Source organism: Fuscovulum sp. (genome assembly GCA_035192965.1).
Taxonomy (GTDB): domain Bacteria; phylum Pseudomonadota; class Alphaproteobacteria; order Rhodobacterales; family Rhodobacteraceae; genus Paragemmobacter.
This window is the reverse complement of sequence record CP136571.1, coordinates 1964928-1990000: the sequence shown is the minus strand read 5'-3', so window position 1 is coordinate 1990000 and position 25073 is coordinate 1964928. Positions and strand designations below refer to the sequence as shown.

At 62.8% G+C, this 25073-nt stretch carries 25 protein-coding genes; 14 read left to right on the top strand and 11 right to left on the bottom strand.

All coding sequences use genetic code 11. The features are described 5' to 3' along the window. Window positions 1-14 precede the first annotated feature (14 nt). The 12 genes from RSE12_09790 (at window position 15) to RSE12_09735 (ending at window position 12774) form a co-directional block, all read left to right on the top strand. Complete coding sequence (locus RSE12_09790; GenBank protein ID WRH64777.1) at window positions 15-3578, top strand: magnesium chelatase subunit H; 3564 nt, start codon at window positions 15-17, stop codon at window positions 3576-3578. A 67-nt stretch (window positions 3579-3645) separates the two neighbouring features. Further along, window positions 3646-4548, top strand: a complete 903-nt coding sequence (gene bchL / locus RSE12_09785) for a ferredoxin:protochlorophyllide reductase (ATP-dependent) iron-sulfur ATP-binding protein (protein WRH64590.1) — start codon at window positions 3646-3648, stop codon at window positions 4546-4548. Between the two features lie 2 nt (window positions 4549-4550). Next, window positions 4551-5219, top strand: a complete 669-nt coding sequence (gene bchM / locus RSE12_09780) for a magnesium protoporphyrin IX methyltransferase (protein WRH64589.1) — start codon at window positions 4551-4553, stop codon at window positions 5217-5219. Continuing rightward, complete coding sequence (locus RSE12_09775) at window positions 5216-6664, top strand: PucC family protein (protein WRH64588.1); 1449 nt, start codon at window positions 5216-5218, stop codon at window positions 6662-6664. Before bchM ends, RSE12_09775 begins: the two co-directional genes overlap by 4 nt. A 16-nt stretch (window positions 6665-6680) precedes the next feature. After that, window positions 6681-7451, top strand: coding sequence for a photosynthetic reaction center subunit H (puhA, locus tag RSE12_09770; protein ID WRH64587.1), 771 nt, complete (start codon window positions 6681-6683; stop codon window positions 7449-7451). Window positions 7452-7515: 64 nt separating this feature from the next. Then, a complete protein-coding gene (gene puhB, locus RSE12_09765; GenBank protein WRH64586.1) occupies window positions 7516-8163 on the top strand; it encodes a photosynthetic complex putative assembly protein PuhB in 648 nt (215 codons plus the stop codon). Window positions 8164-8176: 13 nt separating this feature from the next. Continuing rightward, entirely contained in the window at window positions 8177-8635 is a 459-nt protein-coding gene (gene puhC / locus RSE12_09760; GenBank protein ID WRH64585.1) for a photosynthetic complex assembly protein PuhC, read from the top strand. Window positions 8636-8647: 12 nt separating this feature from the next. Next, window positions 8648-8944, top strand: a complete 297-nt coding sequence (locus RSE12_09755; protein ID WRH64584.1) for a hypothetical protein — start codon at window positions 8648-8650, stop codon at window positions 8942-8944. Window positions 8945-8997: 53 nt separating this feature from the next. Beyond that, window positions 8998-10050 carry a magnesium-protoporphyrin IX monomethyl ester (oxidative) cyclase gene (acsF, locus tag RSE12_09750; protein ID WRH64776.1) on the top strand — a complete coding sequence of 351 codons (1053 nt, stop codon included), beginning with the start codon at window positions 8998-9000 and terminating at the stop codon, window positions 10048-10050. 99 nt (window positions 10051-10149) lie between these two features. Continuing rightward, window positions 10150-10986 (top strand): putative photosynthetic complex assembly protein PuhE, encoded by an 837-nt coding sequence (gene puhE / locus RSE12_09745; GenBank protein WRH64583.1) that lies wholly within the window; start codon window positions 10150-10152, stop codon window positions 10984-10986. A 4-nt stretch (window positions 10987-10990) separates the two neighbouring features. Further along, complete coding sequence (gene hemA / locus RSE12_09740) at window positions 10991-12202, top strand: 5-aminolevulinate synthase (protein WRH64582.1); 1212 nt, start codon at window positions 10991-10993, stop codon at window positions 12200-12202. A 92-nt stretch (window positions 12203-12294) separates the two neighbouring features. Then, on the top strand, window positions 12295-12774 hold the full coding sequence (locus tag RSE12_09735) for a c-type cytochrome (GenBank protein ID WRH64581.1): 480 nt from the start codon (window positions 12295-12297) through the stop codon (window positions 12772-12774). 67 nt (window positions 12775-12841) lie between these two features. Here the strand turns inward: RSE12_09735 and urtE are convergent, their stop codons facing one another. From urtE to urtA, 5 genes are all read right to left on the bottom strand, one after another. Continuing rightward, the gene (gene urtE, locus RSE12_09730; GenBank protein WRH64580.1) at window positions 12842-13537 is read right to left on the bottom strand and encodes an urea ABC transporter ATP-binding subunit UrtE; all 696 of its coding nucleotides are present in this window, start codon (window positions 13535-13537) and stop codon (window positions 12842-12844) included. Window position 13538: 1 nt separating this feature from the next. Further along, the gene (gene urtD, locus RSE12_09725) at window positions 13539-14282 is read right to left on the bottom strand and encodes an urea ABC transporter ATP-binding protein UrtD (GenBank protein WRH64579.1); all 744 of its coding nucleotides are present in this window, start codon (window positions 14280-14282) and stop codon (window positions 13539-13541) included. Continuing rightward, a complete protein-coding gene (urtC, locus tag RSE12_09720) occupies window positions 14279-15511 on the bottom strand; it encodes an urea ABC transporter permease subunit UrtC (GenBank protein ID WRH64578.1) in 1233 nt (410 codons plus the stop codon). The genes urtD and urtC overlap by 4 nt, the downstream gene beginning before the upstream one ends. A gap of 109 nt (window positions 15512-15620) precedes the next feature. Next, entirely contained in the window at window positions 15621-17567 is a 1947-nt protein-coding gene (gene urtB, locus RSE12_09715; GenBank protein WRH64577.1) for an urea ABC transporter permease subunit UrtB, read from the bottom strand. 60 nt (window positions 17568-17627) lie between these two features. Next, window positions 17628-18908: an urea ABC transporter substrate-binding protein gene (gene urtA / locus RSE12_09710; protein ID WRH64576.1), complete on the bottom strand. Its 1281-nt coding sequence runs from the start codon at window positions 18906-18908 to the stop codon at window positions 17628-17630. Between the two features lie 460 nt (window positions 18909-19368). On the opposite strand from urtA, the gene RSE12_09705 reads away from it, so the two are divergent. Beyond that, complete coding sequence (locus tag RSE12_09705; protein WRH64575.1) at window positions 19369-19689, top strand: hypothetical protein; 321 nt, start codon at window positions 19369-19371, stop codon at window positions 19687-19689. A 15-nt stretch (window positions 19690-19704) separates the two neighbouring features. Here the strand turns inward: RSE12_09705 and ureG are convergent, their stop codons facing one another. The 3 genes from ureG to RSE12_09690 are packed head-to-tail and all read right to left on the bottom strand — an operon-like array spanning window position 19705 to window position 21532. Continuing rightward, a complete protein-coding gene (gene ureG, locus RSE12_09700) occupies window positions 19705-20325 on the bottom strand; it encodes an urease accessory protein UreG (protein WRH64574.1) in 621 nt (206 codons plus the stop codon). Beyond that, the gene (locus tag RSE12_09695) at window positions 20322-20960 is read right to left on the bottom strand and encodes an urease accessory UreF family protein (protein WRH64573.1); all 639 of its coding nucleotides are present in this window, start codon (window positions 20958-20960) and stop codon (window positions 20322-20324) included. Before RSE12_09695 ends, ureG begins: the two co-directional genes overlap by 4 nt. Beyond that, entirely contained in the window at window positions 20957-21532 is a 576-nt protein-coding gene (locus RSE12_09690; protein ID WRH64572.1) for an urease accessory protein UreE, read from the bottom strand. The genes RSE12_09695 and RSE12_09690 overlap by 4 nt, the downstream gene beginning before the upstream one ends. A 121-nt stretch (window positions 21533-21653) precedes the next feature. On the opposite strand from RSE12_09690, the gene RSE12_09685 reads away from it, so the two are divergent. After that, complete coding sequence (locus RSE12_09685; GenBank protein WRH64571.1) at window positions 21654-21974, top strand: hypothetical protein; 321 nt, start codon at window positions 21654-21656, stop codon at window positions 21972-21974. 36 nt (window positions 21975-22010) lie between these two features. Here RSE12_09685 and ureC read toward each other — a convergent pair whose 3' ends face one another. The 3 genes from ureC to RSE12_09670 are packed head-to-tail and all read right to left on the bottom strand — an operon-like array spanning window position 22011 to window position 25015. Beyond that, entirely contained in the window at window positions 22011-23753 is a 1743-nt protein-coding gene (gene ureC, locus RSE12_09680; protein ID WRH64570.1) for an urease subunit alpha, read from the bottom strand. Between the two features lie 21 nt (window positions 23754-23774). Beyond that, window positions 23775-24200 (bottom strand): carboxymuconolactone decarboxylase family protein, encoded by a 426-nt coding sequence (locus RSE12_09675; GenBank protein ID WRH64569.1) that lies wholly within the window; start codon window positions 24198-24200, stop codon window positions 23775-23777. Beyond that, entirely contained in the window at window positions 24200-25015 is an 816-nt protein-coding gene (locus tag RSE12_09670; GenBank protein WRH64568.1) for a cyclase family protein, read from the bottom strand. Before RSE12_09670 ends, RSE12_09675 begins: the two co-directional genes overlap by 1 nt. Window positions 25016-25073 lie beyond the last annotated feature (58 nt).

The following is a 25073-nucleotide window of genomic DNA, read 5'->3' as shown; positions in this document are numbered from 1 at the left end:
CATCGCCGGAAGAGATGACTGCGCCCGTCAAGGGCGATGGGGTCTATCGTTTCGTGATCGTCACGCTTGACGCGCACGCGGCCGGCCCTGCTGCACGTGTTGCCCCTGCCCTTGTGAAGGATTTCCCCGGGATTCAGGTTTCTGTCCACGCCGCCGCAGAATGGGCCGAAAACCCTGCGGCACTGGCGCGGGCCAAGGCCGATGTCCGGGCCGCGGATTTCGTGGTCGCGAACCTGCTTTTCATTGAGGAACATATCACCGCCATCATCGACGACCTGCGCTTTGCACGGGAAAATGCCGATGCCTTTGTCGGCGTGATCGCGGATCCGGCAGTGGTGAAGCTGACGAAGATGGGCGACTTGGACATGTCCAAGCCTGCCTCGGCCGCGATGCAGCTTTTGAAGAAATTGCGTGGATCGGGGCCGCCGTCGGGCGGTTCGGGCGAAAAGCAGATGAAGATGCTGCGCCGCCTGCCGAAGATCCTGCGCTTCCTGCCCGGCAAGGCGCAGGACTTGCGTGCCTGGTTTCTGTCGATGCAGTACTGGCTGGGCGGGTCTGACGACAATATCGAACAGATGATCCGTTATCTGGTGTCTCGTTACTCGGCCAACCGCAACTGGAATGCGGTTTCGGCCAAACCCCCGGTCGACTATCCGGATGTGGGCTTGTACCACCCGGATTTGAAAACGCGCATCACGACGAACCCGGCGGACCTCCCCCGCCCCGAGGGTGCGACGGCGACCGTGGGGCTTCTAATGTTGCGGTCCTATGTTCTGGCGTCAGATACGGCTCATTATGACACGGTCATCCGGTCGTTCGAGGCGAAGGGCATTGCCGTGCGTGCGGCCTTTGCCGGTGGGCTGGACGGACGGCCCGCGATTGACGCCTATTTCAAGGGCCAGATCGACACGATGGTATCGCTGACCGGGTTCAGCCTGGTGGGTGGCCCGGCCTATAATGACAGCCCCGCAGCAGTGGCCGCGCTGGAAGAGTTGGACGTGCCCTATATCGCGGCGCATCCGCTGGAGTTTCAGACGCTGGGGCAATGGGGGGCATCCGGTGGCGGGCTTGGCCCGGTAGAAACCACCATGCTGATCGCCCTGCCGGAGATTGACGGCGCGACCAATCCCACGGTCTTTGCCGGGCGGCATGATCTGAACGGCTGTTCGGGCTGCGCCCGGAATTGCCAGCCGTCCAGCGCGGAATCGCTGACAACGCGCGCCATGGCCCCCTGCTTTGAACGGATCGCGGCGCTGGTCGACAAGACTGCGCGCCTTGCGCATCTGCGCCGGTCGGAAGTGGCCAAGCGCAAGGTAGCGGTGATCCTGTATGGCTTTCCGCCCAATGCCGGGGCAGCCGGAACGGCGGCCTATCTGGGCGTGTTCGAAAGCCTTTTCAATACGTTGCACGCCATGGCGGATGAGGGTTATGACCTGACTCCCCCCGCCACGGTGGATGATCTGCGCGAGGCGGTGATGGGCGGGTCGGCGCGCATGTATGGCCAGCCGGCCAATGTGCATTGCATCGTGCCTGCGGCGGAGATCGTGGCGCGGTCGCGCTGGCTGTCGGATGTGGAAAAGGCCTGGGGGCCTGCGCCGGGGCGCCTGCAATCGGATGGGCGCGGCGTGATGGTGCTGGGCCGGCAGTTCGGCAATGTGTTCGTCGGCCTGCAACCCGTGTTCGGCTATGAGGGCGACCCGATGCGGTTGCTTTTTGAAAACGGTTTTGCTCCAACCCATGCCTTCACCACCTTTTACCGCTGGCTGCGCGAAGATTTCGGGGCGGATGCCTTGCTGCATTTCGGGATGCATGGCGCGCTGGAATTCATGCCGGGCAAGCAGGCGGGCGCGTCGGAAACCTGCTGGCCTGACCGGTTGATTGGCAATTTGCCGAATATCTATCTTTACGCGTCGAATAACCCGTCTGAGGCGACGCTGGCCAAGCGCCGGTCGAATGCGGTGACGATCACACACCTGACCCCGCCCTTGGCGCAATCGGGCCTGTACAAGGGCCTGCTGGATTTGAAGGATACGCTGACGCGCTGGCGGCAGGCCGATCCGGACAGCCCGGAACAGGATGACCTGCTGCTGCTGATCCGCGAACAGGCGGCGGTGGTCGATCTGGATGCGACCGATCCTGAGACGCTTTGGGTCAAGCTTCTGGAAACCGAAGGGGCGCTGATCCCGGACGGCCTGCATGTGCTGGGCCGCCCGATGGGGGCCAATGAGCGGCGGGATTACATCAACCTCATCGGCGCGACCGGGGCCGAGGCCGAGGCGCTGGATGCCAAACTGCAGGCGATGACCGAAATTCCTGCGCTGCTGCGTGCACTTGGCGGGCATTTCATCAGCCCTGTTCCAGGTGGCGATCTGCTGCGCAGCACGGCTGTGCTGCCAACCGGGCGCAATATCCATGCCTTTGATCCGTTCCGGATGCCCACTGCATTTGCGCTGCGCGACGGTGCGGCACAGGCCCAGCGTCTGCTGGATACTCACCCCACCCTGCCGCGCACGGTTGCGCTGGTGTTGTGGGGATCGGACAATATCAAATCCGATGGCGGGCCGCTGGCGCAGGCGCTGGCCCTGATGGGGACGCGCCCGCGCTTTGACCATTACGGCAGGCTGTGTGGCGCGGACCTGATCCCGCTGGCGGAACTTGGCCGCCCGCGCATCGACGTGGTGATGACGTTGTCGGGCATCTTCCGCGACCTGCTGCCGCTGCAAACGCGAATGCTGGCCGAGGCCGCATGGAAATGCGCCACAGCCGAGGATGAGCCGCTGTCGCAGAACTTCATCCGCGCCCATGCGCTGGCTTATGCCGAAGAGATGGGCGTCGACATGGAAACCGCGGCACTGCGCGTGTTTTCCAATGCCGAGGGGGCCTATGGATCGAACGTCAACATCCTCGTGGGCAGCAGTGCCTTTGGGGAAGAGGACGAATTGGCCGACGCCTATGAGAACCGGAAATCCTTTGCCTATAGCCGCAATGGCAAGCCTGTGCAGAACGCCGCCCTGCTGCAAAAGGCACTTAAGGATGTCGATCTGGCCTATCAGAACCTGGAAAGCGTCGAACTGGGTGTGACCACGGTCGACCAGTATTTCGACACGCTGGGTGGCATCGCCCGCGCCGTGAAGCGCGCGCGCGGCGGGCAGGAAACGCCGGTCTATATCGGGGATCAGACTCGCGGTGGCGGCACTGTGCGGACGCTGAAGGATCAGATCGCGCTGGAAACCCGGTCGCGCAGCCTGAACCCCAAATATTTCGAGGGCCTGCTGCGGCATGGCGCGGAAGGTGTGCGCCAGATCGAGGCGCAGGTGACCAACACGCTGGGCTGGTCGGCCACCACATCACAGGTCGACCCATGGGTCTATCAGCGCCTGTCGGAAACCTTTGTGCTGGACGAGGTGATGCGCCGCCGTCTGGCCGCGCTGAACCCCGAAGCATCCAACCGCATGGCGCAACGCCTGCTGGAAGCATCCGACCGGAACTACTGGCAACCCGATGCCGAAACGCTCGCCGCGTTGCAACGCGCTGCGGATGAGCTTGAGGATCGTCTCGAAGGGATCGCAGCGGAATGACCCATGCGCATGCCCGTGGATTTGAACAGAACAGGAAGGGGCGCCCCCCTTTCGACAAGGAGGCCGCATGAGCCCGAGAGATGAAATTCCCCTGCTGAGGGGGCAAGACGGCGACGGATCGGTGCAGGTGCATCAGGATGCATCGCTGAAGATCGAAGGGGCCAAAGTCTTTTCGGTTTACGGCAAGGGCGGGATCGGCAAGTCGACGACAAGTTCAAACCTGTCGGCCGCCTTTTCGATGATGGGCAAGCGCGTGCTGCAGATCGGTTGCGATCCCAAGCATGACAGCACCTTCACCCTGACAGGCCGGTTGCAGGCGACCGTCATCGACATCCTGAAGGATGTGGATTTTCACGCCGAGGAACTGCGCCCCGAGGATTATGTCGCGACCGGCTTCAACGGCGTGAAATGCGTCGAAGCGGGCGGTCCCCCGGCGGGAACAGGCTGCGGTGGCTATGTGGTGGGGCAGACGGTGAAGCTTTTGAAGCAGCACCATCTGTTGGAAGACACCGACGTGGTGATCTTTGACGTGCTGGGCGATGTGGTCTGTGGTGGCTTTGCCGCGCCGCTGCAACATGCTGACCGCGCGGTGATCGTGACCGCCAATGACTTTGACAGCATCTATGCGATGAACCGCATCATTGCGGCGGTGCAGGCCAAGGCCGGGAACTACAAGGTGCGCCTTGCAGGCTGCGTCGCCAACCGGTCGCGCGAGACAAACGAAGTGGACCGCTACTGCGAACGGGTGGGCTTCAACCGCATCGCGCATATGCCCGATATCGACGCCATCCGCCGGTCGCGCCTGAAGAAGAAGACGCTGTTCGAGATGGACGACTCTGAGGACATCGTGATGGCCCGGGCCGAATACATGCGGCTGGCCGATGTGCTGTGGCGGTCGGTCAATGGCGAAGGATCATCCCCCGCCCCGCTGCCTGACCGCGAAATCTTTGAACTGCTGGGTTTTGATTGATCATGAGCGACTATTCCGCCACCCGCGACCGGGTCGAAGACTATTTCGACCGCAGCGCCACCACCGTGTGGGAGCGACTGACTTCGGACGCGCCGGTCAGTCGCATCCGCCAGACGGTGCGTGAAGGGCGTGATCGCATGCGTGCGATCATGCTGTCGCGCCTGCCCGACGATCTGCGCGGCTGCCGGGTGCTGGATGCGGGGTGCGGCACGGGGCTGATGACGGCGGACCTCGCGGCGCGCGGGGCAGATGTGGTGGCGGTGGATATCTCGCCGCAGCTGATCACCATAGCCGAGGCGCGGCTGTCCGAGGGGTTGAAACCCCGCGTCACCTTTGCCGCAGGCGATATGACCTGCGCCAGCCATGGCCGGTTCGATTTCGTGATGGCGATGGACAGCCTGATATATTACCGCACCGCCGACATTGCCGCAGCGCTGGCCAAGGTCGGCGCTCGGACGGCGGACCGCGTGGTGTTCACCGTGGCCCCGCGCACGCCGTTCCTCATGACCTTCTTCACGCTGGGCAAGGCCTTCCCGCGCGCAGACCGGTCCCCCACCATGATCCCGCAAGATTGGCGGCATCTGGCCCGCGAAACGGCTGGCAAGGTGAGCCGGGTGGAGCGGGTCAGCCGTGGTTTCTATATCTCGGAATGTCTGGAGTATCGGCCGTGATAATCCGGAAGAAAGACCTGCAGAAGTTTTCGGCCGCCTGGCTGCCCTTTGCGGATGTGGCATCCGACGGGCTGCCGATGGCGCAGCTTTTGCGGCTGTCGCTGTTTCAGGTGTCGGTCGGGATGGCGCAGGTGCTGCTTTTGGGCACGCTGAACCGGGTGATGATCTTGGAACTGTCGGTTCCGGCGATGATCGTGGCGGCGATGATCGCCATTCCCGTGCTGGTTGCCCCGTTCCGCGCCTTTTTGGGCCATCGTTCGGATACCTATCGTTCTGCGCTTGGCTGGAAGCGGGTTCCCTACCTGTGGTTCGGTTCGCTGTGGCAGATGGGCGGGCTGGCCGTGATGCCAACCGCACTGCTGGTGCTGTCAGGTGACGTCACGTTTGAGGTGCCGTTTGCGGGCGAAGTGCTGGCCGCTGTCGCCTTTTTGATGACCGGTCTTGGGATGCACATGACGCAAACCGCAGGGCTTGCACTTGCGTGTGACAGGGCCAGCGATGCGACACGGCCCCGCGTCGTGGCCTTGCTTTATGTGGCGAACCTGCTGGGCATGGGGGTTTCGGCGCTGGCCATCGGCTGGCTGTTGCAGAACTTCCAACCGCTGTTGCTGGTTCAGGTCGTGCAGGGCTGCGCGCTTGCAACGTTGGTTCTGAACCTGATCGCGCTGTGGAAACAGGAACGCGTCCGCCCAATGACCAAGGCCGAGCGTGATGCACCGCGCCCGCGCTTTGCCGATGCCTGGACCGATTTGATGGCGGGCGGCACGGCCGGGCGGTTGCTGGTGGTGGTGATGCTGGGAACGCTCGGCTTCAACATGCAGGACGTGCTGCTGGAACCCTATGGCGGCGAAATCCTTGGGCTGAGCGTATCGCAGACCACGATGTTGACCGCGATGTCGGCAGCCGGGGCGTTGTGCGGGTTCGTGCTGGCGGCGCGCTGGCTGGCCCGTGGGACAGATCCGATCCGCATGGCGGCAGCAGGGATCCTGGCCGGGGTGTTGGCCTTTTCCTGCGTGATCTTTGCGGCCCCGCTCGGATCGACGGCGCTGTTCTTTGCGGGTGCCGGGCTGATCGGTTTTGGCGGCGGGCTGTTTGCCATCGCCACGCTGACGGTTGCGATGACCATGCCCGTCGGCGGCCTTGCCGGAGCGGGGATCGCCTTGGGTGCCTGGGGCGCCGCGCAGGCCACGGCTTATGGCGTATCGATCTTCATGGGGGGCACGATCCGCGATGTGGTCGGCCATCTGGCAAGCTCGGGACGTCTGGGCCCCGCGCTGAGCGATCCGTCGCTTGGTTACTCTTTCGTTTACCACCTCGAAATCGGGCTGCTCTTTGCAACCCTTGCCGTGCTCGGACCGATGGTCCGGTTGCGGCCTCTTGCCGACCAGAACCAACCGCAGACTTCCGGCGATGGGCGCCTGCGTATTGCCGAATTCCCCACCTGACCCGGAGGACCATCACATGGTAGGTGTCAACTTTTTTGGAAACTTCGATCTAGCCAGCCTTTCCATCTGGCTGTTCTGGGGCTTCTTCGCCCTGCTGATCTTCTATCTGCAAACCGAAAACATGCGTGAAGGCTATCCGCTGGAGATGGAGGACGGCTCGCCCGCTCCGAACCAGGGCCCCTTCCCCGTGCCCAAGCCGAAAACGTTCCACCTGCCGCATGGCAAGGGTGACGTGACGGTGCCGTCCTCGGCCAATGAGGCCGCGCATCGCCGCGCCGATCTGGCACTGGCACGCACGGCGGTTTCGGAAGGCTTCCCCCATGCGCCGACCGGTAATGCACTGGTCGATGGTGTCGGCCCTGCATCCTGGGTGCCGCGGCGCGACGAGCCGGAACTGGATGGCCATGGCCACGCCAAGATCGTGCCGATGGGCCATGCCAAGGGCTTTGTCGTCAGCGCCGGGCGCGATCCGCGCGGACTGCCGGTGCAGGCTGCCGATAACGAAGTGGTCGGCCGCGTGTCGGACATGTGGGTGGATGCCCCGGAACAGCTGGTTCGGTATCTGGAGATCGAGCTGAATTCGGGTGGCAAGCGCCTTGTCCCGATGACGCTTGCCCGCATCTGGGCTGACCGCGTGCGTGTCCGCGCCCTTGCGTCGGACAGCTTTGATGCCATCCCGCAGACCAAATCCATGACCACCGTGACCAAGCTCGAGGAAGACAAGATCTCGGGCTATGTCGGCGGCGGTTGGATGTATGATGCCGACAAACGCGTGTTCGGCCTCTGAATCAAGAAGGGGGGCGGCCTGCGCCCGGGCCGCCCCGTCTTACCCCAACACGGAGGGTCTGAAGATGTCAGACCATGATGATTTCGCTTTCGACGTGGCGCCGGGCATTCCCGCGCCGCTCCCCAAGGGGGAAGAAGTTCTCTGGCAAGGCCGTCCCGATACAGGCGCGCTTGCCCGTGAGGCGTTTAAGATCCGCTGGATCGCCGGCTACATGGCGCTGATCGTGCTGTGGAAAGCGGGGCTGGGTCTGGCCGAGGGGGGTGTCCTGCTCTCGCTCGCGCGCGGTCTGCCCTATCTGGTGCTGGCCTTTGCGGCTGTAGGCGTGGTCTGGCTACTGGCCTGGGCACAGGCCCGTGCCACGGTTTACACCATCACCTCGTCGCGGGTGCTGATGAAGATCGGGGCGGCGCTGTCTGTCACTTACAATATCCCGCTGACGCAGGTTGCCACCGCGCGGGCCGAGATCGGCCCCAAGGGCACCGGCACCATCGCGATGGAAACGCTGGGCGAAACCCGGCTGGCCTATGTCGCACTGTGGCCGCATCTGCGGCCCGGCCATGTGAAGAAGACCCAACCCGCCCTGCGCTGTGTGCCAGATGCCGCCAAGGTGGCGCGCATCCTGGCCGAAGCCGCCGAAAGCCGGCTGGCAATGCCGGTCATCTCGCGCAGCAGCCCTGCCCATCTGGGCGCGGATGCCGTGGCTGCGGAATGAGGGGGAGAACAGCATGAACACCCCTCGTCAACCCGCGCTTCACAACCAGAAGCCCGAAATGATCCCCACGGTTCTGCTGCGCGGTATGTTTGCGCTGGCCGTGACATCGCTTGTCATCACGGCGGCGGCCGTGGTGTCAGACCGCCCGACCGTGGGGCAACCCAAAGTTTCCGAGGTGGTCGCATCACGTGCGATCATCCTGGAAGGGCTGGATGCCCAATCCGTGGTCGTGCGCAATGTCGATGGCACCCTGCTGGCGGACCTGCCGCATGGTGGCTTCATCACGGTGATCCAGAACGCCATGGCGCGCGAGCGGCTGGTGCACCGGATCGAAGGCAATCCGCCCATGAACATCGTCCGCTATGCCAATGGTCGCCTTGTCGCAGAAGACCCCGCCACAGGATGGAGCGCAGAGCTTTATGCCTTTGGTGGAGAAAACAAAGCCGCATTTGAACGGCTGCTAGAGCAATAAGGGAATCGAAAAATGGGAATCTTCACGAAAGCAAAGGAACAGGTGCCCTGCACCGTCGAGGTGAGTCATCGCTTCGAAAGCCTGCATGCACATGTGCGTTTCAACAACGGCGCCGTGGTCCATCCCGGTGATGAGGTTCTTGTCCATGGCACGCCTGTGATGGCGGCCTATGGCGAGGTCGTCATCGAGGACCGCACCGCCACGATCACCCGCGCAACCTGGCTTGAACGCCAATGGACCCGCCTGACCGGCGATCTGGAGTTCATGGAGCTGTGCGAATTCTCCTTCTCGGACGAGGTGACGCTATGAACGCCCATGCACAACCGCAGCACGACACCACCCATGGCGAGTTGCACGCCGAAATGTCGGATGCATTCGACACCACCGCCATGGCCACGGAAACCACGCTGCTCAACCCGCGCTTCTACACCACCGACTTTGACGAGATGGACCGCATCGACGTCACCCCGGTCCGCGCGGAGTGGGACAAGCTGATCGCCCAGATGAAAAGCGACCCGAACCGCGGGCATTTCAAGAAGAACGCGGAATGGGACGCGATCGACTGGAAGGCGATGGACCCTGCCCTGCGGGCCGAGTTGATCGACTTTCTGGTATCGTCCTGCACGGCCGAGTTTTCGGGTTGCGTGCTCTACAAGGAAATGAAGCGGCGCGGCAACAACCCCGATATCTGCGAGCTGTTCAACTACATGGCCCGCGACGAGGCCCGCCATGCCGGCTTCATCAACGATGCCCTGCGCGAAGCGGGTGTTGCAGTGAACCTTGGCTTTCTGACCAAGGCGAAGAAGTACACCTATTTCCGCCCGAAGTTCATCTACTACGCGACCTACCTTTCGGAAAAGATCGGCTACGCGCGGTACATCACCATTTATCGCCACCTTGAGGCGCATCCCGAGCATCGGATCCATCCGATTTTCAAATGGTTCCGGGAATGGTGCAATGACGAGTTCAGCCATGGCGAAGCCTTTGCCCTGCTGATGCGCACCGATCCCAAGCTGACTCAGTCCTTCGCCAACAAGCTGTGGATCCGGTTCTTCCTGACGGCGGTCTATTCGACCATGTGGGTGCGCGATCACGCGCGGGTGGAGTTCCACAACGCGCTGGGGATCGACATCGACTGGTACGACCAAGAGGTCTATCGCAAGACCTCGGCCATCGCGCGGCAGGTCTTTCCGGTAGAGCTGGACATCGACCATCCGCACTGGCTGCCCGGTCTGCGCAAGATGGACAGCGCGATGCGCGACATGGACAAGGCCAAGCGCAAAGGCGGCCTGTCGGGCTGGGTTGCGCATAAGGCCGCGACGTTGCGGGCCATGACAGCCTTTGCCGGACTTTATCTGATCCCGGTCAAGAACCTGACTCCCCCGGCGCAGGTCCGGATGGAGCCGTCGTATTGATCGAGGATCAACATATCGCCGCGAAAGCGGTGGTTGCGGCAGTGGGATGGGCGCGTCCCACGGCCCGGTGCGGCACCCCTTTTACCGGGGGTGCCGCGCATGACTAATCCATGGGTGGCTGCGGTCACGGCGCTGTTTCTTTGGTGGTTTTCGACCGGTATCATCATCTGGCGCGTCAAGCGGGCCGATCTGGAGGGGCGCGATGCGCATCTTTGGTCGGTCATGCTTGGCCTGCCGCTGTTGTTTTTCGGCTTTGGCGCCCTGCATCACTCGCTTGGGGATGGCAGCGCGACCGGGGCCTTTACCGGCTTTGTCGCGGCGCTGGCGATCTGGGGCTGGATCGAACTGGCCTTTCTGTCCGGCATCATCGCCGGGCCAAACACCCGCCCTTGCCCGCCATTTGCGCCGACATGGGAACGCTTCCTGCGCGCCTGCGGCACGATCGCCTGGCATGAACTGGTGTTGATGGGCACGCTGGGCGTGCTGGCGCTGATCAGCGAAGGGGCTGACAACCGCTTTGGCCTGTGGACCTTTGCGATCCTGTTCTTCGCCCGCATCTCGGCCAAGCTGAACCTGTTCTTCGGCGTGCCGCGCATCCATACCGAGTTTCTGCCGCGCCCGCTGGCGCATCTGCCCAGCCATTTCCGGATCGCGCCGATGAACGCCTTTTTCCCGGTCTCGATCACCGCCTTGTCCTTTGCCGTGGCCTGCTTTCTGGAGCGGCTCTGGGCTGCGACGACTGATGGCCAGATCATCGGCTTTACCCTGCTTTCCGCCCTGACCCTGCTCGCGCTTCTGGAGCATTGGTTCATGGTTTTGCCGCTCCCCGACCAGAAGCTCTGGCGCTGGATGATGCCATCCAACCGCGCCGCCCTGACACCAGCAAATGCATCGGGCAAACCGAGACCCGAAAAGCCACTGACAGTGAGGAAGTGACAACATGGACTTCGACGCAATCTTCAAGGGCCAGCTTGAAACGCTCAAGACGGAAGGCAATTACCGTGTCTTCGCCGATCTTGAGCGCCGCTGCGGTTCCTTCCCGCGCGCCGACAACCACAAGGACGGCGCGGTGCGCGAGGTCACTGTCTGGTGCTCGAACGATTATCTGGGGATGGGACAGAACCAGACCGTGGTGAACGCCATGGTCGATGCGGTCCTGACCTGCGGCACTGGGGCGGGTGGCACCCGCAACATTTCGGGCACCAATCACCATCACCTGATCCTGGAGCGCGATCTTGCGCAGCTGCATGGCAAAGAGGCGGCGCTTCTGTTCACCTCGGGCTATGTATCGAACTGGGCCGCGCTGTCGACGCTGGGGTCGCGCATCCCGAATGCGGTGATCCTGTCGGATGAAAAGAACCATGCCAGCATGATCGAAGGCATCCGCCATTCCCGCGCCGACAAGGTGTTGTGGAAGCATAATGACTGGCGCGATCTGGACCGCAAACTGCATGCCGTGGGCGACAGGCCCAAGATTGTGGCGTTTGAATCCGTCTACAGCATGGATGGCGACATCGCCCCGATCCGCGAGATCGTCGAGGTTTGCGAAGCGCATGGCGCGCTGTCCTATATCGACGAAGTACATGCGGTGGGCATGTATGGCCCCCATGGCGGTGGCGTGACGGAAGAACTGGGTCTGGCCCATCGCATCAGCCTGATAGAAGGCACGCTGGGCAAGGCCTTTGGCTGTGTCGGCGGATATATCACCGGATCGGCCGCGCTATGCGATTTCATCCGCAGTTTTGCGTCGGGCTTCATCTTCACCACTGCCCTGCCCCCGGCGGTTGCGGCGGCGGCCTCGGCCTCGATCCGGCACCTGCGGCAGTCGGACGCAGAGCGCAGCGCCCAGCGGGCCAATGTCGCCAAGCTGCGCGCGCGTCTGACGCGGGCGGGCATTCCGCATATGCACAATGAAAGCCACATCATTCCGGTGATGATCGGCGATCCGGTCAAATGCCGAATGATTTCCAACATCCTGATGGATGACTGGGGCATCTATGTGCAGCCGATCAATTATCCCACCGTCCCCAAGGGGACCGAGAGGCTGCGGATCACCCCCGGGCCGCTGCATTCGGATGCCGATATCGACCATCTGGTGACGGCGCTTGCCTCGCTCTGGCAACGCTGCGCCGTGGCGCATGCGGTGGCTTAGGCAAAAATATTCACTGCCTTGTAACGAAGACTTGCCTGACAAAGCCTTCGGACCACATTAAGGTGTGCCAAGAAAACTGGAGGAAGCCCTCGATGAAGACCAAACTCACTGCCCTTGCCGTTCTGTCGTCGGTTCTTGCTGCACCCGCGTTTGCCGCCGGCGATGCCGAAGCGGGCGCCAAGGTGTTCAACAAGTGCCAGACCTGCCACGTCGTGCAGAACGAAGCTGGCGAAACCCTGGCGGGCAAGAACGCCAAGACCGGCCCGAACCTTTACGGCATCGTCGGCCGTGCTGCGGGCACCTACCCGGAATTCAAGTACGGCGAGTCGATCGTCGCACTTGGCGCGTCGGGCTTTACCTGGACCGAAGCCGATCTGGTGACCTATGTCGCCGATCCGGCCAAGTTCCTGAAGGAAAAGTCGGGCGACAGCAAAGCCAAATCGAAGATGGTCTTCAAGCTGACCAACGAAACCGAAGCGGCGAACGTCGCGGCCTTCCTCGCCACCTTCTCGGCCGCACCGGCCGCTGCCGAGGGTGAAGCCGCCCCGGCTGAGGGTGAAGCGACCAACTGATCCGGCATCTGCCGAACCGACGAAGGGCCGTCCCATGGGGGCGGCCCTTTCGTTTTGTTAAACGGATTCAGACAGATACGGTCGCACGTAAGGTATCTTGCGACAGATCGGTCTTGCTGCCCTGCAGGGCGACGGCCCCGCGTTTGAGCACATAGAACTGATCCGCCAGCCCATAGGCGAAATCGAAATACTGCTCGACCAAAATGATGGCCATGTCGCCTTTGCCGCGCAGATAGCTGATCACGCGTCCGATCTGCTGGATGATGTTGGGCTGGATGCCTTCGGTCGGTTCGTCCAGAAGCAGGACCTTGGGCTTCATGATCATGGCCCGCGCGATGGCGAGTTGTTGCTGCTGCCCGCCTGACAGATCCCCCCCGCGGCGGTGACCCATATCCTTGAGCACCGGGAAGAGATCATAAATCTCCTCCGGGATGCGGTGTTCCGATTTTGGCAGCAGGGCAAAGGCGGTTTCCATGTTTTCGGTCACCGTCAGCAGGGGAAAGATCATCCGCCCCTGCGGCACCACGGCCAGCCCGCGCTTGGCCATGCCCTGCGGCGGCACGCGTGGCACATCCTCGCCATCCAGAATCACCTTGCCGCCCGACCGGGGATGCGTGCCCGCCAGCGCCTTCAGCAGGCTTGTCTTGCCTACGCCATTGGTGCCCATGATGCAGGTGACCTCGCCCGCCCGCGCCTCCATGTCGATGCCATAGAGGATCTGCGATCCGCCATAATGCAGGGTCAGCCCTTCGGTTTTCAGCATCTCAGCCCCGCCCCAGATAGACTTCGATGACTTGCTGGTTCTTGGTGACGTGATCCAGCGATCCTTCGGCCAGCACTGCACCTTCGTGCAGCACGGTCACCTTGCAGTTCAGCCGACGGACGAATTCCATGTCATGCTCCACCACCACCACGGCGCGCGTCTTGGCCATTTCCACCAGCAGTGCGGTTGTGTGTTCGCGTTCGGCCAGTGTCATGCCTGCGGCAGGTTCATCCACCAGCAGCAGGCGCGGTTCCTGCGCGAGCAGCATCCCGATTTCGAGCCATTGCTTTTGCCCATGGCTCAATTCGCCAGACTTGCGTTCAAGGTGATCGGCAAGGCCCACTTCGGCAGCGAGGTCCTGCACCCGTGCACGGTCGGCAGGCCCTTCTTTCCAGAACAGAACCCGCCAGGGCGCGCGCGCTGCTTTCAGCGCCATGGTCAGGTTATCGGCCACTGACTGATCTTCGAACACGGTGGGGCGCTGGAACTTGCGGCCGACGCCGGCCCGCGCAATCTCGGCTTCGGAGAGTGACAGAAGCGATATGGAGCGTTCGCCGAAGGTCACCGAACCACTGTCGGGCCGCGTTTTTCCGGTGACAATATCCATGAAGGTGGTCTTGCCCGCCCCGTTCGGCCCGATGATTGCGCGCAGTTCCTGTGCGTCGATGGAAAAGGACAGGTTGTTGATGGCGCGGAACCCGTCAAAGGTGACCGACACGCCCGACACTTCCAGAAGCGCGGTCATTTCAAAGCCTCCTTTTCTTGAAGCGAACTGTCATCCGGGCCCAGCGCCGCGCCCTTGCGATCCGGACTGCGCAGGCCCTGCCAGAGGTCGAACAGACCGCCGATCCCCTTGGGCGCAAAGAGCGTGACGGCCACGAAAGACAGGCCCAGCAGCACCAGCCACCAATCCACCCAGTTGATCGTGTAAAAGCCCAGCGGGATAGAGGGCGCGCGGCCCCCGGTGAACCAAGACGACAGCAGCGAGACAAAGGCCGCGCCGATCACCGCCCCGTAAAGCCGCCCGCGCCCGCCAATGGCAACCCAGACCGCCAGATAGATGCTGGCGATGGGGGCGAGTTCCGCCGGGTTGATAATGCCCGCCTGCGGATAGTACAGCGCCCCAGCAATGGCGGCGATCACCGCCGTCAGGGTGAAAACGAAAAGCTTGTAACCTTCGACCGAGTAGCCAAGGAAGCGGACGCGCTGTTCATCATCGCGGATGGCGCGGATCACCGATCCGAACTTACCCGACACCACCCATGTCAGCAGCACATAGGTCACCCCCAGCGCGAAGGCCGAGGCCCAAAAGAACCAGATTGACAGCGCATCCTGCGACGCATCGCCAAGACCGGGGATGTTCTGCAACCCAGACAGGCCGTTATTGCCGCGCAGGCCGGAATCGTTCTGGAACAGATAGAGCGCCAGGGCGAGCGTCATGGCCTGTGTCAGGATCGACAGATAGACCCCCGTGACGCGGCTGCGGAAGGCGAGCCAGCCGAAGACCAGCGCCAGCACACCCGGAACGGCCACCACCAGAAGCAGTTGGCCCCAGAAGGAATGGGCGAGGAACCAGATCGGCGGGAACTCAGACGCGCCGACCACGCCGAAGATCTGCGTGGCGATGCCTTGTCGCACTTCTTCCGGCGTTGCAGGCAAACCGCCCTGTGCGAGGGCCGCGACGACGATCTCTTCGGTCCGGGCATACATCAGCCACATTCCCAGCATGTAGCCGCCGATGGCGAAGAACGCCATGTGGCCAAGCGAGAGGATGCCCGCATAGCCCCAGATCAGATCCATCGCCAGCGCAACGAGGCAGAGGCAAAGCGTCTTGCCCAGCGTCTTGACGAAGGAGGTGGAGATGAAGGCCACGCCATACGCCTCGGACAGGATCGTCACGCCGAGGGTGAAGATCGCGAGGATCAGGATGAACCAGAGGACGGAGGGGTTCTTGGCAAGGAAACTGCGGCTCATGCTGCGGCCTGTCGCTTTAGGAAACGAACGGACCGGGGGCCAGCCCCCGGACCGCCGGGATATTTTTCCAGAGAAGATGTACAGAGACGGTAGGCATTGCTGCGCATCCTCAATCCCCCGCCGCGCGGCCCTTGAGGGCGATGATCCCCCGCGGGCGGAACTGGATGAAGAGGATGATGAAAAGGATCATGTAGGTCTGCGCCGCCAGCGTGTTGGACGGGTTGAGCCATTCGATCCCCTTCTGCAGCGAACCGATGAGGAAGGCCCCGGCCAGTGTGCCCCAGATGTTGCCCACGCCGCCCACAACCACCGTCATGAAGCTTTGCACGATATAATCAGACCCAAGCTCGGACGTGACCTTAGCGAACAGGCCAATGGCCACACCCGCGATACCCGCAATGCCCGAGCCGAGGCCGAAAGTGAGCATGTTGATCCGGTCCGGGTTGATGCCCATCGAGGCTGCCATGGAGGGGTTCTGCGTAACCGCCCGCACCTCAAGCCCCAGCCGCGTGCGTTTCATCAGCCAGAGGAAGAACAGCAGAAACACCATGGCCAGCACGAAAATGGCGATGCGGATATAGCTGATCGACACCACATCGTTGAAGGTCAACGCGCCATCAAGCCAGCCCGGCGCTGTCAGTGGGCGAGCCTGCGTGCCGAAGATGTTCTTGGCAATCTGTTGGAGGGCGATCGAGATGCCGAAAGTGGCAAGCAGCGTTTCCAGCGGGCGCTTGTAGAGGTGGCGGATCACCAACCGCTCCATCGCCACACCGGCGGCGAAAGTGACGGCAAAGGCCAAAGGCAACGCCACGATGATCGACAGGGTGTAATTGGTGATGAACAGCTGCACCACATACCCCGTATAGGCCCCCATCATGATGAATTCGCCATGGGCCATATTGATCACCCGCATGACACCGAAGGTGATCGCGAGGCCGATGGCCGCCAGGAAGTAGATCGAAGCAAGCGAGATGGCATCCAGCGCAAGGTCTGCCGTCTGCATCGCACCGACGGTCCTGCCGATCCGGTCCAGCGCCGCGCGGGCGGCGGAAGTGACTGCCGGGTCGGGTTCGGCGTAAACTTCGGCGAAGCGGTGTTCTGCGATAGCGGCGGCGACCTCGGCATCGGTTGCGGCGGGGGGCACGGTTCCGGCGGCCTCCAACGCAGTATAGGCTTGGTCGCGGGCGGCTTGCGTGCCCAGGTCAGCCACAGGAATTCCTGCCACTGCACCATCCACGATATTGGCCAGAAGCGCAGCACGCGATTCCTCGACCGTCAGGCGGGCGGGTGCCATATCGGCGGCGACCAGCAGATCGTAAGCCTCCACCGCTGTAAGATCGCTGCCCGGTTCAAGTTCGCGGGCAAGGTTCATGTCTGCAGGCAGGTCGCCGACAAAGGCAATTTGCCGCGTGGCGACCAAGGGGTTAAGCGCGCCGCGCAGATCAAGCCCGAGATCGGAGCCGAAGCTTTCGATGGCGGCCACGCGGGCGGCGCTGTCGGGATCAAAGCGCAGGGTCAGCAGCCGTTCGAGCCGCTCTTTCTGGGCCTTCAGCGCAGGGTCAGCCTCTGAAGCCAGCGAGGCGCGCAGCGGTTCAAGATGGGCGGCTTCGGGATCGCGGGCAATGGATTGCAGCGCGTCAGCACGCTTGGCAGGATCCGGGTCTGACAGGGTGAATTGCACCAGCGCGGTGGAAATCATCCCGCGCACCCCGGCATTGGGACGCAGTTCAGTGATATCGGATTTCGCGGCAGTCCCGGCATCGGCCCCTGCAAGATCGCGCAGTGCCCAACCCTCGGACGTGGTTTCGATCAGGAAGAAGGCACCGTCAGCCTTGCGCACACCCAAGCCACGGTTCACCCAGGCCCCCAGCACCGTTGCCGCCAACGGGTCGCCACTTTCGGCGAGGGCGGCGATCACCGGGGTGATCGTGGCCCGTGTGGGCTTTTCGATCAGCGCGCGGTTCGCGGTCAGGATGTCGGTGGCCGACTGCTCCTGCGCAAGGCCGGGTAAGGCCAGCAGCAAGACGGCGGCAAGGGAAAGGAGGATGCGGCGCATGGGATCCTGCATACAAGAAAGGGGGGCCAGGACATCCGGCCCCCCGATACTTCGGTCAGATCAGTAGTTCGATTTGATCTGCACGCAGGTCTTGGTTTCGGTGTTGTACATGCCGCAGTCCAGTTCGGCCCAGTCGGATTCCAGCACCGCCGATTCTGGCAGGAAGTCGGTCCAGGCATCACCGGCAACCGGTTCAGTCTGACTGATGATGTCGAACTGGCCATCCGCCCGGATTTCGCCGATCAGAACCGGCTTGGTCAGGTGGTGGTTCGGCAGCATCTTAGCAACGCCGCCCGTCAGGTTCGGCACTTCAAGGCCATACATCGCCTCGCGCACGGCATCGACATCAGTCGTGCCTGCCTTTTCAACGGCCTGCACCCACATGTTGAAGCCGATGACATGGGCTTCCATCGGGTCATTCGTCACACGCTCGGGGCCAGCGAAGGCCTTCCACTTTTCAATGAACGCGGCGTTTTCGGGGGTGTCAGCGGTTTGGAAATAGTTCCACGCCGCGAGGTGACCCACGAGGTTCGACGTATCCAGACCCGACAGTTCCTCTTCGCCAACCGAGAAGGCGACGACGGGGATTTCATCGGCAGAGACGCCAGCGGCGGCGAGTTCCTTGTAGAAGCCGATATTGGCATCACCGTTGATGGTGGAGATCACGCCAACCTTTTTGCCGTCAGCACCCAGTGCGACGACATCGGCAACGATCTTGGACCAGTCCGAATGGCCGAAGGGGGTGTAGTTCACGAAGATGTCTTCCTTCGCGATGCCCTTGGAGACCAGATAGGATTCCAGGATGTTGTTCGTGGTGCGCGGATAGACATAGTCCGTGCCGAGCAGGGCGAATTTCTCGACCCCCAGTTCTTCGAGGAAGTAATCCGTGGCCGGGATCGCCTGCTGGTTCGGGGCGGCGCCGGTGTAGAAGACGTTCTTGGACGATTCCTCGCCTTCATACTGCACCGGGTAGAACAGCAAGCCGTTCAGTTCCTCGATCACCGGCAGAACCGATTTGCGCGACACCGACGTCCAGCAGCCGAACATTACGTCGACATTCGAAACGGTCAGCAGTTCGCGGGCCTTTTCGGCAAACAGCGGCCAGTCAGAGGCCGGATCTACGACCACCGCCTCAAGCTGCTTGCCCAGCAGGCCGCCCTTGGCGTTCTGCTCTTCAATCAGCATCAGCATGGTGTCTTTCAGCGTCGTTTCCGAGATCGCCATCGTTCCCGACAGCGAGTGCAGGACGCCGACCTTGATCGTTTCCTCCTGCGCCAGCGCGGCACCGGCGAAGGCCATGCCCATCGCGCCGCCCAGCATCATCCCCTTGATCTTGTTCATTAGGTAATCCTCTTTCGAGACCGCCCGAAGCCTGCCCTTCCCTTTCCAGGATGGGGTCACTATCTTCGAGAGGCAACTCAGGTTGCACCCCGTGCGGTGGGGGCGGACTTCCACATCGAAACCCCTGCCGCACATCTTTTCTTTCGCGGCGGCCGCAGCGGCCCCGCCAGAGGCAGAAGACCGCCATCGCCGCAGCGCGGCAACTTTCACCGACGAAAGTCTCAAAGTGGTATGCCAAACTCGTGATATACGCTTAAAACTTCCGCAGCAGCGCGGCATACGCTGATTTTTTCATCGCGCGCAAAGCCGGAATCAGGCGACTCAGGGCGATTTCTGGCAGCGAAACGTCGCAAACTGCCGGGAATGGAAACAGTCCGTTCGCCCGGCGGAGAAGGGGGCTGGACGCCGCGCAGAGCGCGCAGATACCGTTGGCAGCGGCGTAGTGAAAGGTGAACCCGTGTTGAAAACCGCCCTTGGCCTGAGTGCCGCCCTGTTCCTGACCGCTTGCTATCCAAGCGTTCCCATCAACCCAGACGGCAGCCGCCAATATGGCGCGACGCGACAGTTCATTCTGCCCACGGGCATGGGCCTGAACGTGACGCGCGAAGGCAATATGGCAGAGGTCGCCTTCCCGGTGGAATACCCGCTGACCGATGCCGAGGCAGCAGATTACATCATTCGCGGCACGGGCTGCCGTCCTGTGGCAATCGTTTCCAGCCAGTCCACGCTGTATAATGGCGCGATCAACCGCACCTATGCACTGGACTGCGGCAGCGTTTGAGATGGGCGCGTGCGGCTAGTTCGCCAGTGCCAGACCGCCCTCGCGTTCCAGAAAGGCCACGATCGCCTCGATCCCCACGCCCTGCCGCAGCCGCGCCATCACATAGGGGCGGCTGCCGCGGGCGCGTTGCGTGTCTGATTCAAGCAAGGCGATATCCACCCCGACATGGGGGGCGAGGTCGGTCTTGTTGACCACCAGAAGATCGGACCGCGTCACCCCTGGCCCGCGTTTGCGCGGAATGTCCTGCCCGGCAGCGGTGTCGATCACATAAATGGTGATGTCAGCCAGTTCCGGGCTGTAGGTCGCGGCCAGATTGTCGCCTCCGCTTTCGATAAGGATCAGGTCGAGGTCGGGGAAGGCCCCGCGGAGATCAGCCACCGCCGCCAGATTGATCGATGCATCCTCACGGATCGCGGTATGGGGGCAGCCGCCGGTTTCCACGCCCCGGATACGTTCCACCGGTAGAACCTGCGCACGCATCAGGTATTCGGCATCCTCGCGGGTATAGATGTCGTTGGTGATGACGGCCATCGAACAGCGATGCGCAAGTGCACGGCAGAGCTGTTCTGTCAGCGTCGTCTTGCCCACGCCCACCGGCCCGCCGATCCCGACGCGCAAAGGTCCATGTCCCGTCATGTCTTGAAAATCCTTACGTCCATTCCTTCATGCCGCATGGCGGCCAGATCGGCCCCGAAGGCCGCGCTTTCGATGGCGTCCACCCCCTGCCCCGCCGCCGTATCCGCAATTGACTGGATCAGCGGGTGCAGCGCAGCCAGCGCCGCCTGCCCCTCATTCTGGCCCAGCGGCACAAAGCGGACGGCCACCGAGATGAGGTTGGATGTGAAGGCATGCAGATACAGCGCAATCACCTGCGATTTCTCGAGCCCCAGCCCCTGCGCAGCCGAACCGACGGCCACTGGCAACGGATACGATGCCATCTCTTGCCCGGTCAGCGCAGAAACGGCGCGGGCAAAGGCCGCTCCCTGATCCGCCGTTTCCCGCAACCGTTCGGCGGAGGGTTGAAGTGCGACGGCAAGTGCGCCCAGCGCGGCATGATCCGCCCCGGGTTCCAGCGCAGCGGATAACAGGATTGCGTCCTGCTTGCCCGCGCCGAACCGCAGTACATCGGCCAGCCATGCCTCCAGATCAGCGCCCGAGGCGATGCCGCCGTCGTGGATGACCTGTTCCATCCCGTGCGAATAGGCAAAGCCGCCCGTTGGAAAGGCGGGCGAGAGCCACTGGACGAGGGTCATCAATCCGGCGGCGGTCATTCGTCGGGCTGATCCGGTTCATCGGCATCCACCCGGTGCGACGCACGGTGCTGCACCTGCATCGCGCCATGGGGATGGGACAGGGTAAAGACATGGGGCACATGGCCCTGTGCGTGGCCGTGATCGTGGCCCATCGTGCGGCCATGACCATAGGCCCCGCCTTCGGGCGTGAAGGGTTCCATCGCGTGGGTCACGGTGCCGCCCAACTGCACCAGCATTGCCTTGAGCACATGGTCATCGCGGATGACCAGCCGGTCATCTTCGATCTGGCAGGGGGTGTGGCGGTTGCCGATATGCCAGGCAAGACGCGGAAGATCGCCCTTGATGATCAGCACCGGTTCCGCCGCCGCGACCACGGCGATCAGGCGGCCATCCATCAGTTCAAAGCAATCTCCCGCTTCGGCGCTGGTGGTTTCGGGCAGGTCGATCATCACGCCGCGATCCGCTGCCGTCATCAGACGTTTGCGGCGCAGGAACCGTTCGTCATAGCCCAGCACGACCTGATCAACCGGGTCGCGCCCCCCGACGGCGGCCCGGCGGATCAATGCATGGGCAAGCGGATAGTCAGTCATCGGTCAGCGCCCCTTTGCCGTTTGGTCACCCGGATTGCAGTTTATCATCTCAGCCCCGTCGCGTCGTCATGGCTTGTTAATCCCTCAACCCCATCCTTGGCCTGCACAGAGGGAGAAGACCATGCATCACCTGTCCCCCGTCGATGAACTTGCCGAAATCCGGGCGGAAATCGCCCGCTTGAAACAGCGCGAAGCGGCATTGCGCGACGTGATCCTGACTGCGCCATCCACAAGCCTGACCGGGCGTTGGCACCGGGTCGAGGTGACCGAACATCGCGTCCGCATGTTCGATCCGGCGCTTTTGCCCGATGTTATCCGCGAAAACCCGGCCTACTGGCGAGAACGCGTGCAAACCCGCGTCAGCACGCTTGCGCTGCAAACCCGCCTTCCGCGCCCGGGTTGGCCCATCCGGCGGGGCGATGATCATGCGGCCATGCATTGACCAGGACTGACTGTCGCGCATGGCAGTTTTGCCCGGTCAGAACAGGAAATACCGTTGGGCCAGCGGCAGTTCGGTCGCCGGCTCGCAGGTCAGCAACACACCATCGGCGCGCACTTCGTAGGTTTCAGGATCAACCTCGATCTGCGGGGTGGCATCGTTCAGGCGCATGTCGCGCTTGCCAATGCCACGGCATCCTTCCACCGCCAGCGTTTCCTTGGCGAGTCCGTATTGCCCCCGAACATCGGCCTCTTGCCCCGCCTGGCTGACAAAAACCACCGCGTTGCGCTCCACGCTGCGGCCAAAGGCCCCGAACATGGGCCGCGTATGCACCGGCTGCGGCGTGGGAATGGATGCGTTGGGATCGCCCATCTGTGCCACGACGATACAGCCGCCGATCAGCACCATTTCCGGCTTGGCCCCGAAAAACGCGGGCGACCAGAGAACCAGATCGGCGCGCTTCCCTTCTTCCACGCTGCCGATATGGCGCGACAGGCCATGCGCCACGGCAGGGTTGATCGTGTATTTGGCGATGTAGCGGCGGACACGCAGATTGTCATTCGCGCCCATCTCACCCTCTAGTCGGCCGCGTTGCACCTTCATCTTGTGCGCGGTCTGCCATGTGCGGGTGATCACCTCGCCCACCCGGCCCATCGCCTGACTGTCCGACGATATCACCGAAAACGCCCCCAGATCGTGCAGGATATCCTCGGCCGCGATGGTTTCGCGCCGGATGCGGCTTTCGGCAAAGGCCACATCTTCCGGCACCTTGCGATCAAGGTGGTGGCACACCATCAGCATGTCGAGGTGTTCCTCGATCGTGTTCACGGTGTAGGGCATCGTGGGGTTGGTGGAGGAAGGCAGCACATTCTGGCTGCTGACCACCTTGATGATGTCGGGCGCATGGCCGCCGCCCGCGCCTTCGGTGTGGAAGGCGTGGATCGTCCGGCCCCGGATGGCGGCGAGGGTGTTTTCCACGAAACCGGATTCGTTGAGCGTATCGGTGTGGATCATCACCTGCACGTCCATCGCATCGGCCACAGTCAGGCAGCAATCAATGGCGGCGGGGGTCGTTCCCCAATCCTCGTGCAGTTTCAACGCGCAGGCACCGGCGCGGATCTGTTCCTCCAACGCGGCAGGAAGTGAGGCGTTGCCCTTGCCTGCAAAGGCCAGGTTCATCGGAAAGGCATCCGCCGCCTGCATCATCCGCGCGATATGCCACGGCCCCGGCGTGCAGGTTGTGGCAAGTGTGCCATGGGCGGGGCCGGTGCCGCCGCCTAGCATGGTGGTGATCCCGGAATGGAGCGCATCGTCGATCTGCTGCGGCGCGATGAAATGGATATGCGCGTCCATCGCGCCCGCCGTCAGGATGCGGCCTTCGCCGGCGATGATCTCGGTCCCTGGCCCGATGATCACATCCACCCCCGGCTGGGTGTCGGGGTTGCCTGCCTTGCCGATCTTGGCGATCCGGCCATCCCGCAGGCCGACATCGGCCTTGTAGATGCCCGTCCAATCCACGATCAGCGCATTGGTGATGACGGTATCCATCGCGCCCGCTGCACGGGTGATCTGGCTTTGTCCCATCCCGTCGCGGATGACCTTGCCGCCGCCGAACTTGACCTCTTCGCCGTAGCGCAGCGCGTTGGCCCCTTGCGAGGAGCGCTCGGCGATCAGATCACGCTCTACCTCGATGATCAGGTCGGTGTCGCCAAGGCGGACCTTGTCGCCCACAGTGGGGCCGTACATGTCGGCATAGGCGGCGCGGGTCATCGCATAGGGCATCGGGTCACTCCTCGGATCGGGTCATGCTGGCGCCGCGTCCTGCGTCTGCGTGTCGACCATGAAACGATCATCGACAGGCACTTGCAGCGCAGTGGCCAGCGCATTGGTCTGGGCGGCCATGGCGATAACGGCCATCAACTCGCCATGCTGGGCATCAGTCATGCCCTTGGCGCGGGCCGCCGCCGTGTGGGAATGGATGCAATAGCTGCACCCATTGGTCACCGACACGGCCACATAGATCATCTCTTTCACCAGCGGGTCGAGATGGCCGGGCCCCATCACGACCTGCAACCTTTCCCAGGTTGCACGCAAAAGGGCCGGGTCGGCGGCCAGCGCGCGCCAGAAGTTGTTGACGTAGTCGGTGTTCCGCTTGGCCCGGATGTCATCGAACACGGCGAGGGCTTCTGCCCCCGCCGCCTTGTCCGAAAGGATCGGCGCAACCGCCATCAGACCACCGCCATCACGCGTGCCGGGCCGCCTGTGCCCGTCTTGTGTTTGGGCGCACCGATGAAGACTGTCGCCCCGGCGGCGGGAAGCCCGTCCAACCCGGCGAGGTTTTCGATCCCGAAGCGCCCGCCCGGCAGCCAGCTGAAATGCACGGCGAAATCGGCGGAATTGCCGGGGTCGAGCGACAGGGTATCCACCCCGATGCAAGCCGCATCAAGGCCAGCCAGCATGTCGGTCGCTGCTTTGGAGAAGCCGGGGAAAGCGAACTTGCCCTCCGGATCGTTGCGATAGGAAGGATCACCCACCTTGGCAGCCCAGCCCGAATTCATCGCGACGCAGGCCCCGGCGGGAATGTCACCATTTGCGCTGACCCAAGCCTCAATATCGGCAGGTTCGACCATGGCGTTGGGGTCTTCCGCCGCTTTCGCCTTTATGTCGATGATACAGAGCGGGCACATCAGCCGTTCCGGTGCAAGATCGGCGACCGACGTGCCATCTTCGGTGAAGTGCAGCGGTGCGTCGATATGCGTGCCGGTATGTTCAAAGATCGTCAGCTTCCACAGTTGATAACCGGAATCGGCGAACTTGACGGCCGGTTCGTAAATGATGCCGGGATTGCCATCGAATGTCGGGAAAGCCCCGTCATAGGCGTGGGTCAGATCGACCACGCGCCCCGCAGCCTGCGCCAATGCCGGGCGGGCCGTCGTCAGGCCAGATGCCATGACCGCTGCCGTCGTTGCGGCGGCGCCGGTGAAAAGAGCGCGGCGCGACAGCATGGATTGCTTGACCGACTCGATAAGGCAGGTGTCACACATGGTAGCCTCCTTGTTTTCCTGGTCTTTCCCCGCAGCCCCGGCTGCATGGGCAGGCCGG

Coding starts and splice junctions, on each gene's coding strand:
- RSE12_09670 (WRH64568.1), bottom strand. CDS start 25,015: ATGTGTGACACCTGCCTTATCGAGTCGGTCAAGCAATCCATGCTGTCG.
- bchL (WRH64590.1), top strand. CDS start 3,646: ATGAGCCCGAGAGATGAAATTCCCCTGCTGAGGGGGCAAGACGGCGAC.
- urtE (WRH64580.1), bottom strand. CDS start 13,537: ATGCTGAAAACCGAAGGGCTGACCCTGCATTATGGCGGATCGCAGATC.
- RSE12_09695 (WRH64573.1), bottom strand. CDS start 20,960: ATGACCGCCGCCGGATTGATGACCCTCGTCCAGTGGCTCTCGCCCGCC.
- RSE12_09755 (WRH64584.1), top strand. CDS start 8,648: ATGGGAATCTTCACGAAAGCAAAGGAACAGGTGCCCTGCACCGTCGAG.
- puhA (WRH64587.1), top strand. CDS start 6,681: ATGGTAGGTGTCAACTTTTTTGGAAACTTCGATCTAGCCAGCCTTTCC.
- urtC (WRH64578.1), bottom strand. CDS start 15,511: ATGAGCCGCAGTTTCCTTGCCAAGAACCCCTCCGTCCTCTGGTTCATC.
- RSE12_09675 (WRH64569.1), bottom strand. CDS start 24,200: ATGGCGGTTGCGCCGATCCTTTCGGACAAGGCGGCGGGGGCAGAAGCC.
- puhB (WRH64586.1), top strand. CDS start 7,516: ATGTCAGACCATGATGATTTCGCTTTCGACGTGGCGCCGGGCATTCCC.
- puhC (WRH64585.1), top strand. CDS start 8,177: ATGAACACCCCTCGTCAACCCGCGCTTCACAACCAGAAGCCCGAAATG.
- puhE (WRH64583.1), top strand. CDS start 10,150: ATGACTAATCCATGGGTGGCTGCGGTCACGGCGCTGTTTCTTTGGTGG.
- hemA (WRH64582.1), top strand. CDS start 10,991: ATGGACTTCGACGCAATCTTCAAGGGCCAGCTTGAAACGCTCAAGACG.
- RSE12_09690 (WRH64572.1), bottom strand. CDS start 21,532: ATGACTGACTATCCGCTTGCCCATGCATTGATCCGCCGGGCCGCCGTC.
- acsF (WRH64776.1), top strand. CDS start 8,998: ATGTCGGATGCATTCGACACCACCGCCATGGCCACGGAAACCACGCTG.
- RSE12_09735 (WRH64581.1), top strand. CDS start 12,295: ATGAAGACCAAACTCACTGCCCTTGCCGTTCTGTCGTCGGTTCTTGCT.
- ureG (WRH64574.1), bottom strand. CDS start 20,325: ATGACGGGACATGGACCTTTGCGCGTCGGGATCGGCGGGCCGGTGGGC.
- urtA (WRH64576.1), bottom strand. CDS start 18,908: ATGAACAAGATCAAGGGGATGATGCTGGGCGGCGCGATGGGCATGGCC.
- RSE12_09790 (WRH64777.1), top strand. CDS start 15: ATGACTGCGCCCGTCAAGGGCGATGGGGTCTATCGTTTCGTGATCGTC.
- urtD (WRH64579.1), bottom strand. CDS start 14,282: ATGACCGCGCTTCTGGAAGTGTCGGGCGTGTCGGTCACCTTTGACGGG.
- ureC (WRH64570.1), bottom strand. CDS start 23,753: ATGCCCTATGCGATGACCCGCGCCGCCTATGCCGACATGTACGGCCCC.
- urtB (WRH64577.1), bottom strand. CDS start 17,567: ATGCGCCGCATCCTCCTTTCCCTTGCCGCCGTCTTGCTGCTGGCCTTA.
- RSE12_09685 (WRH64571.1), top strand. CDS start 21,654: ATGCATCACCTGTCCCCCGTCGATGAACTTGCCGAAATCCGGGCGGAA.
- bchM (WRH64589.1), top strand. CDS start 4,551: ATGAGCGACTATTCCGCCACCCGCGACCGGGTCGAAGACTATTTCGAC.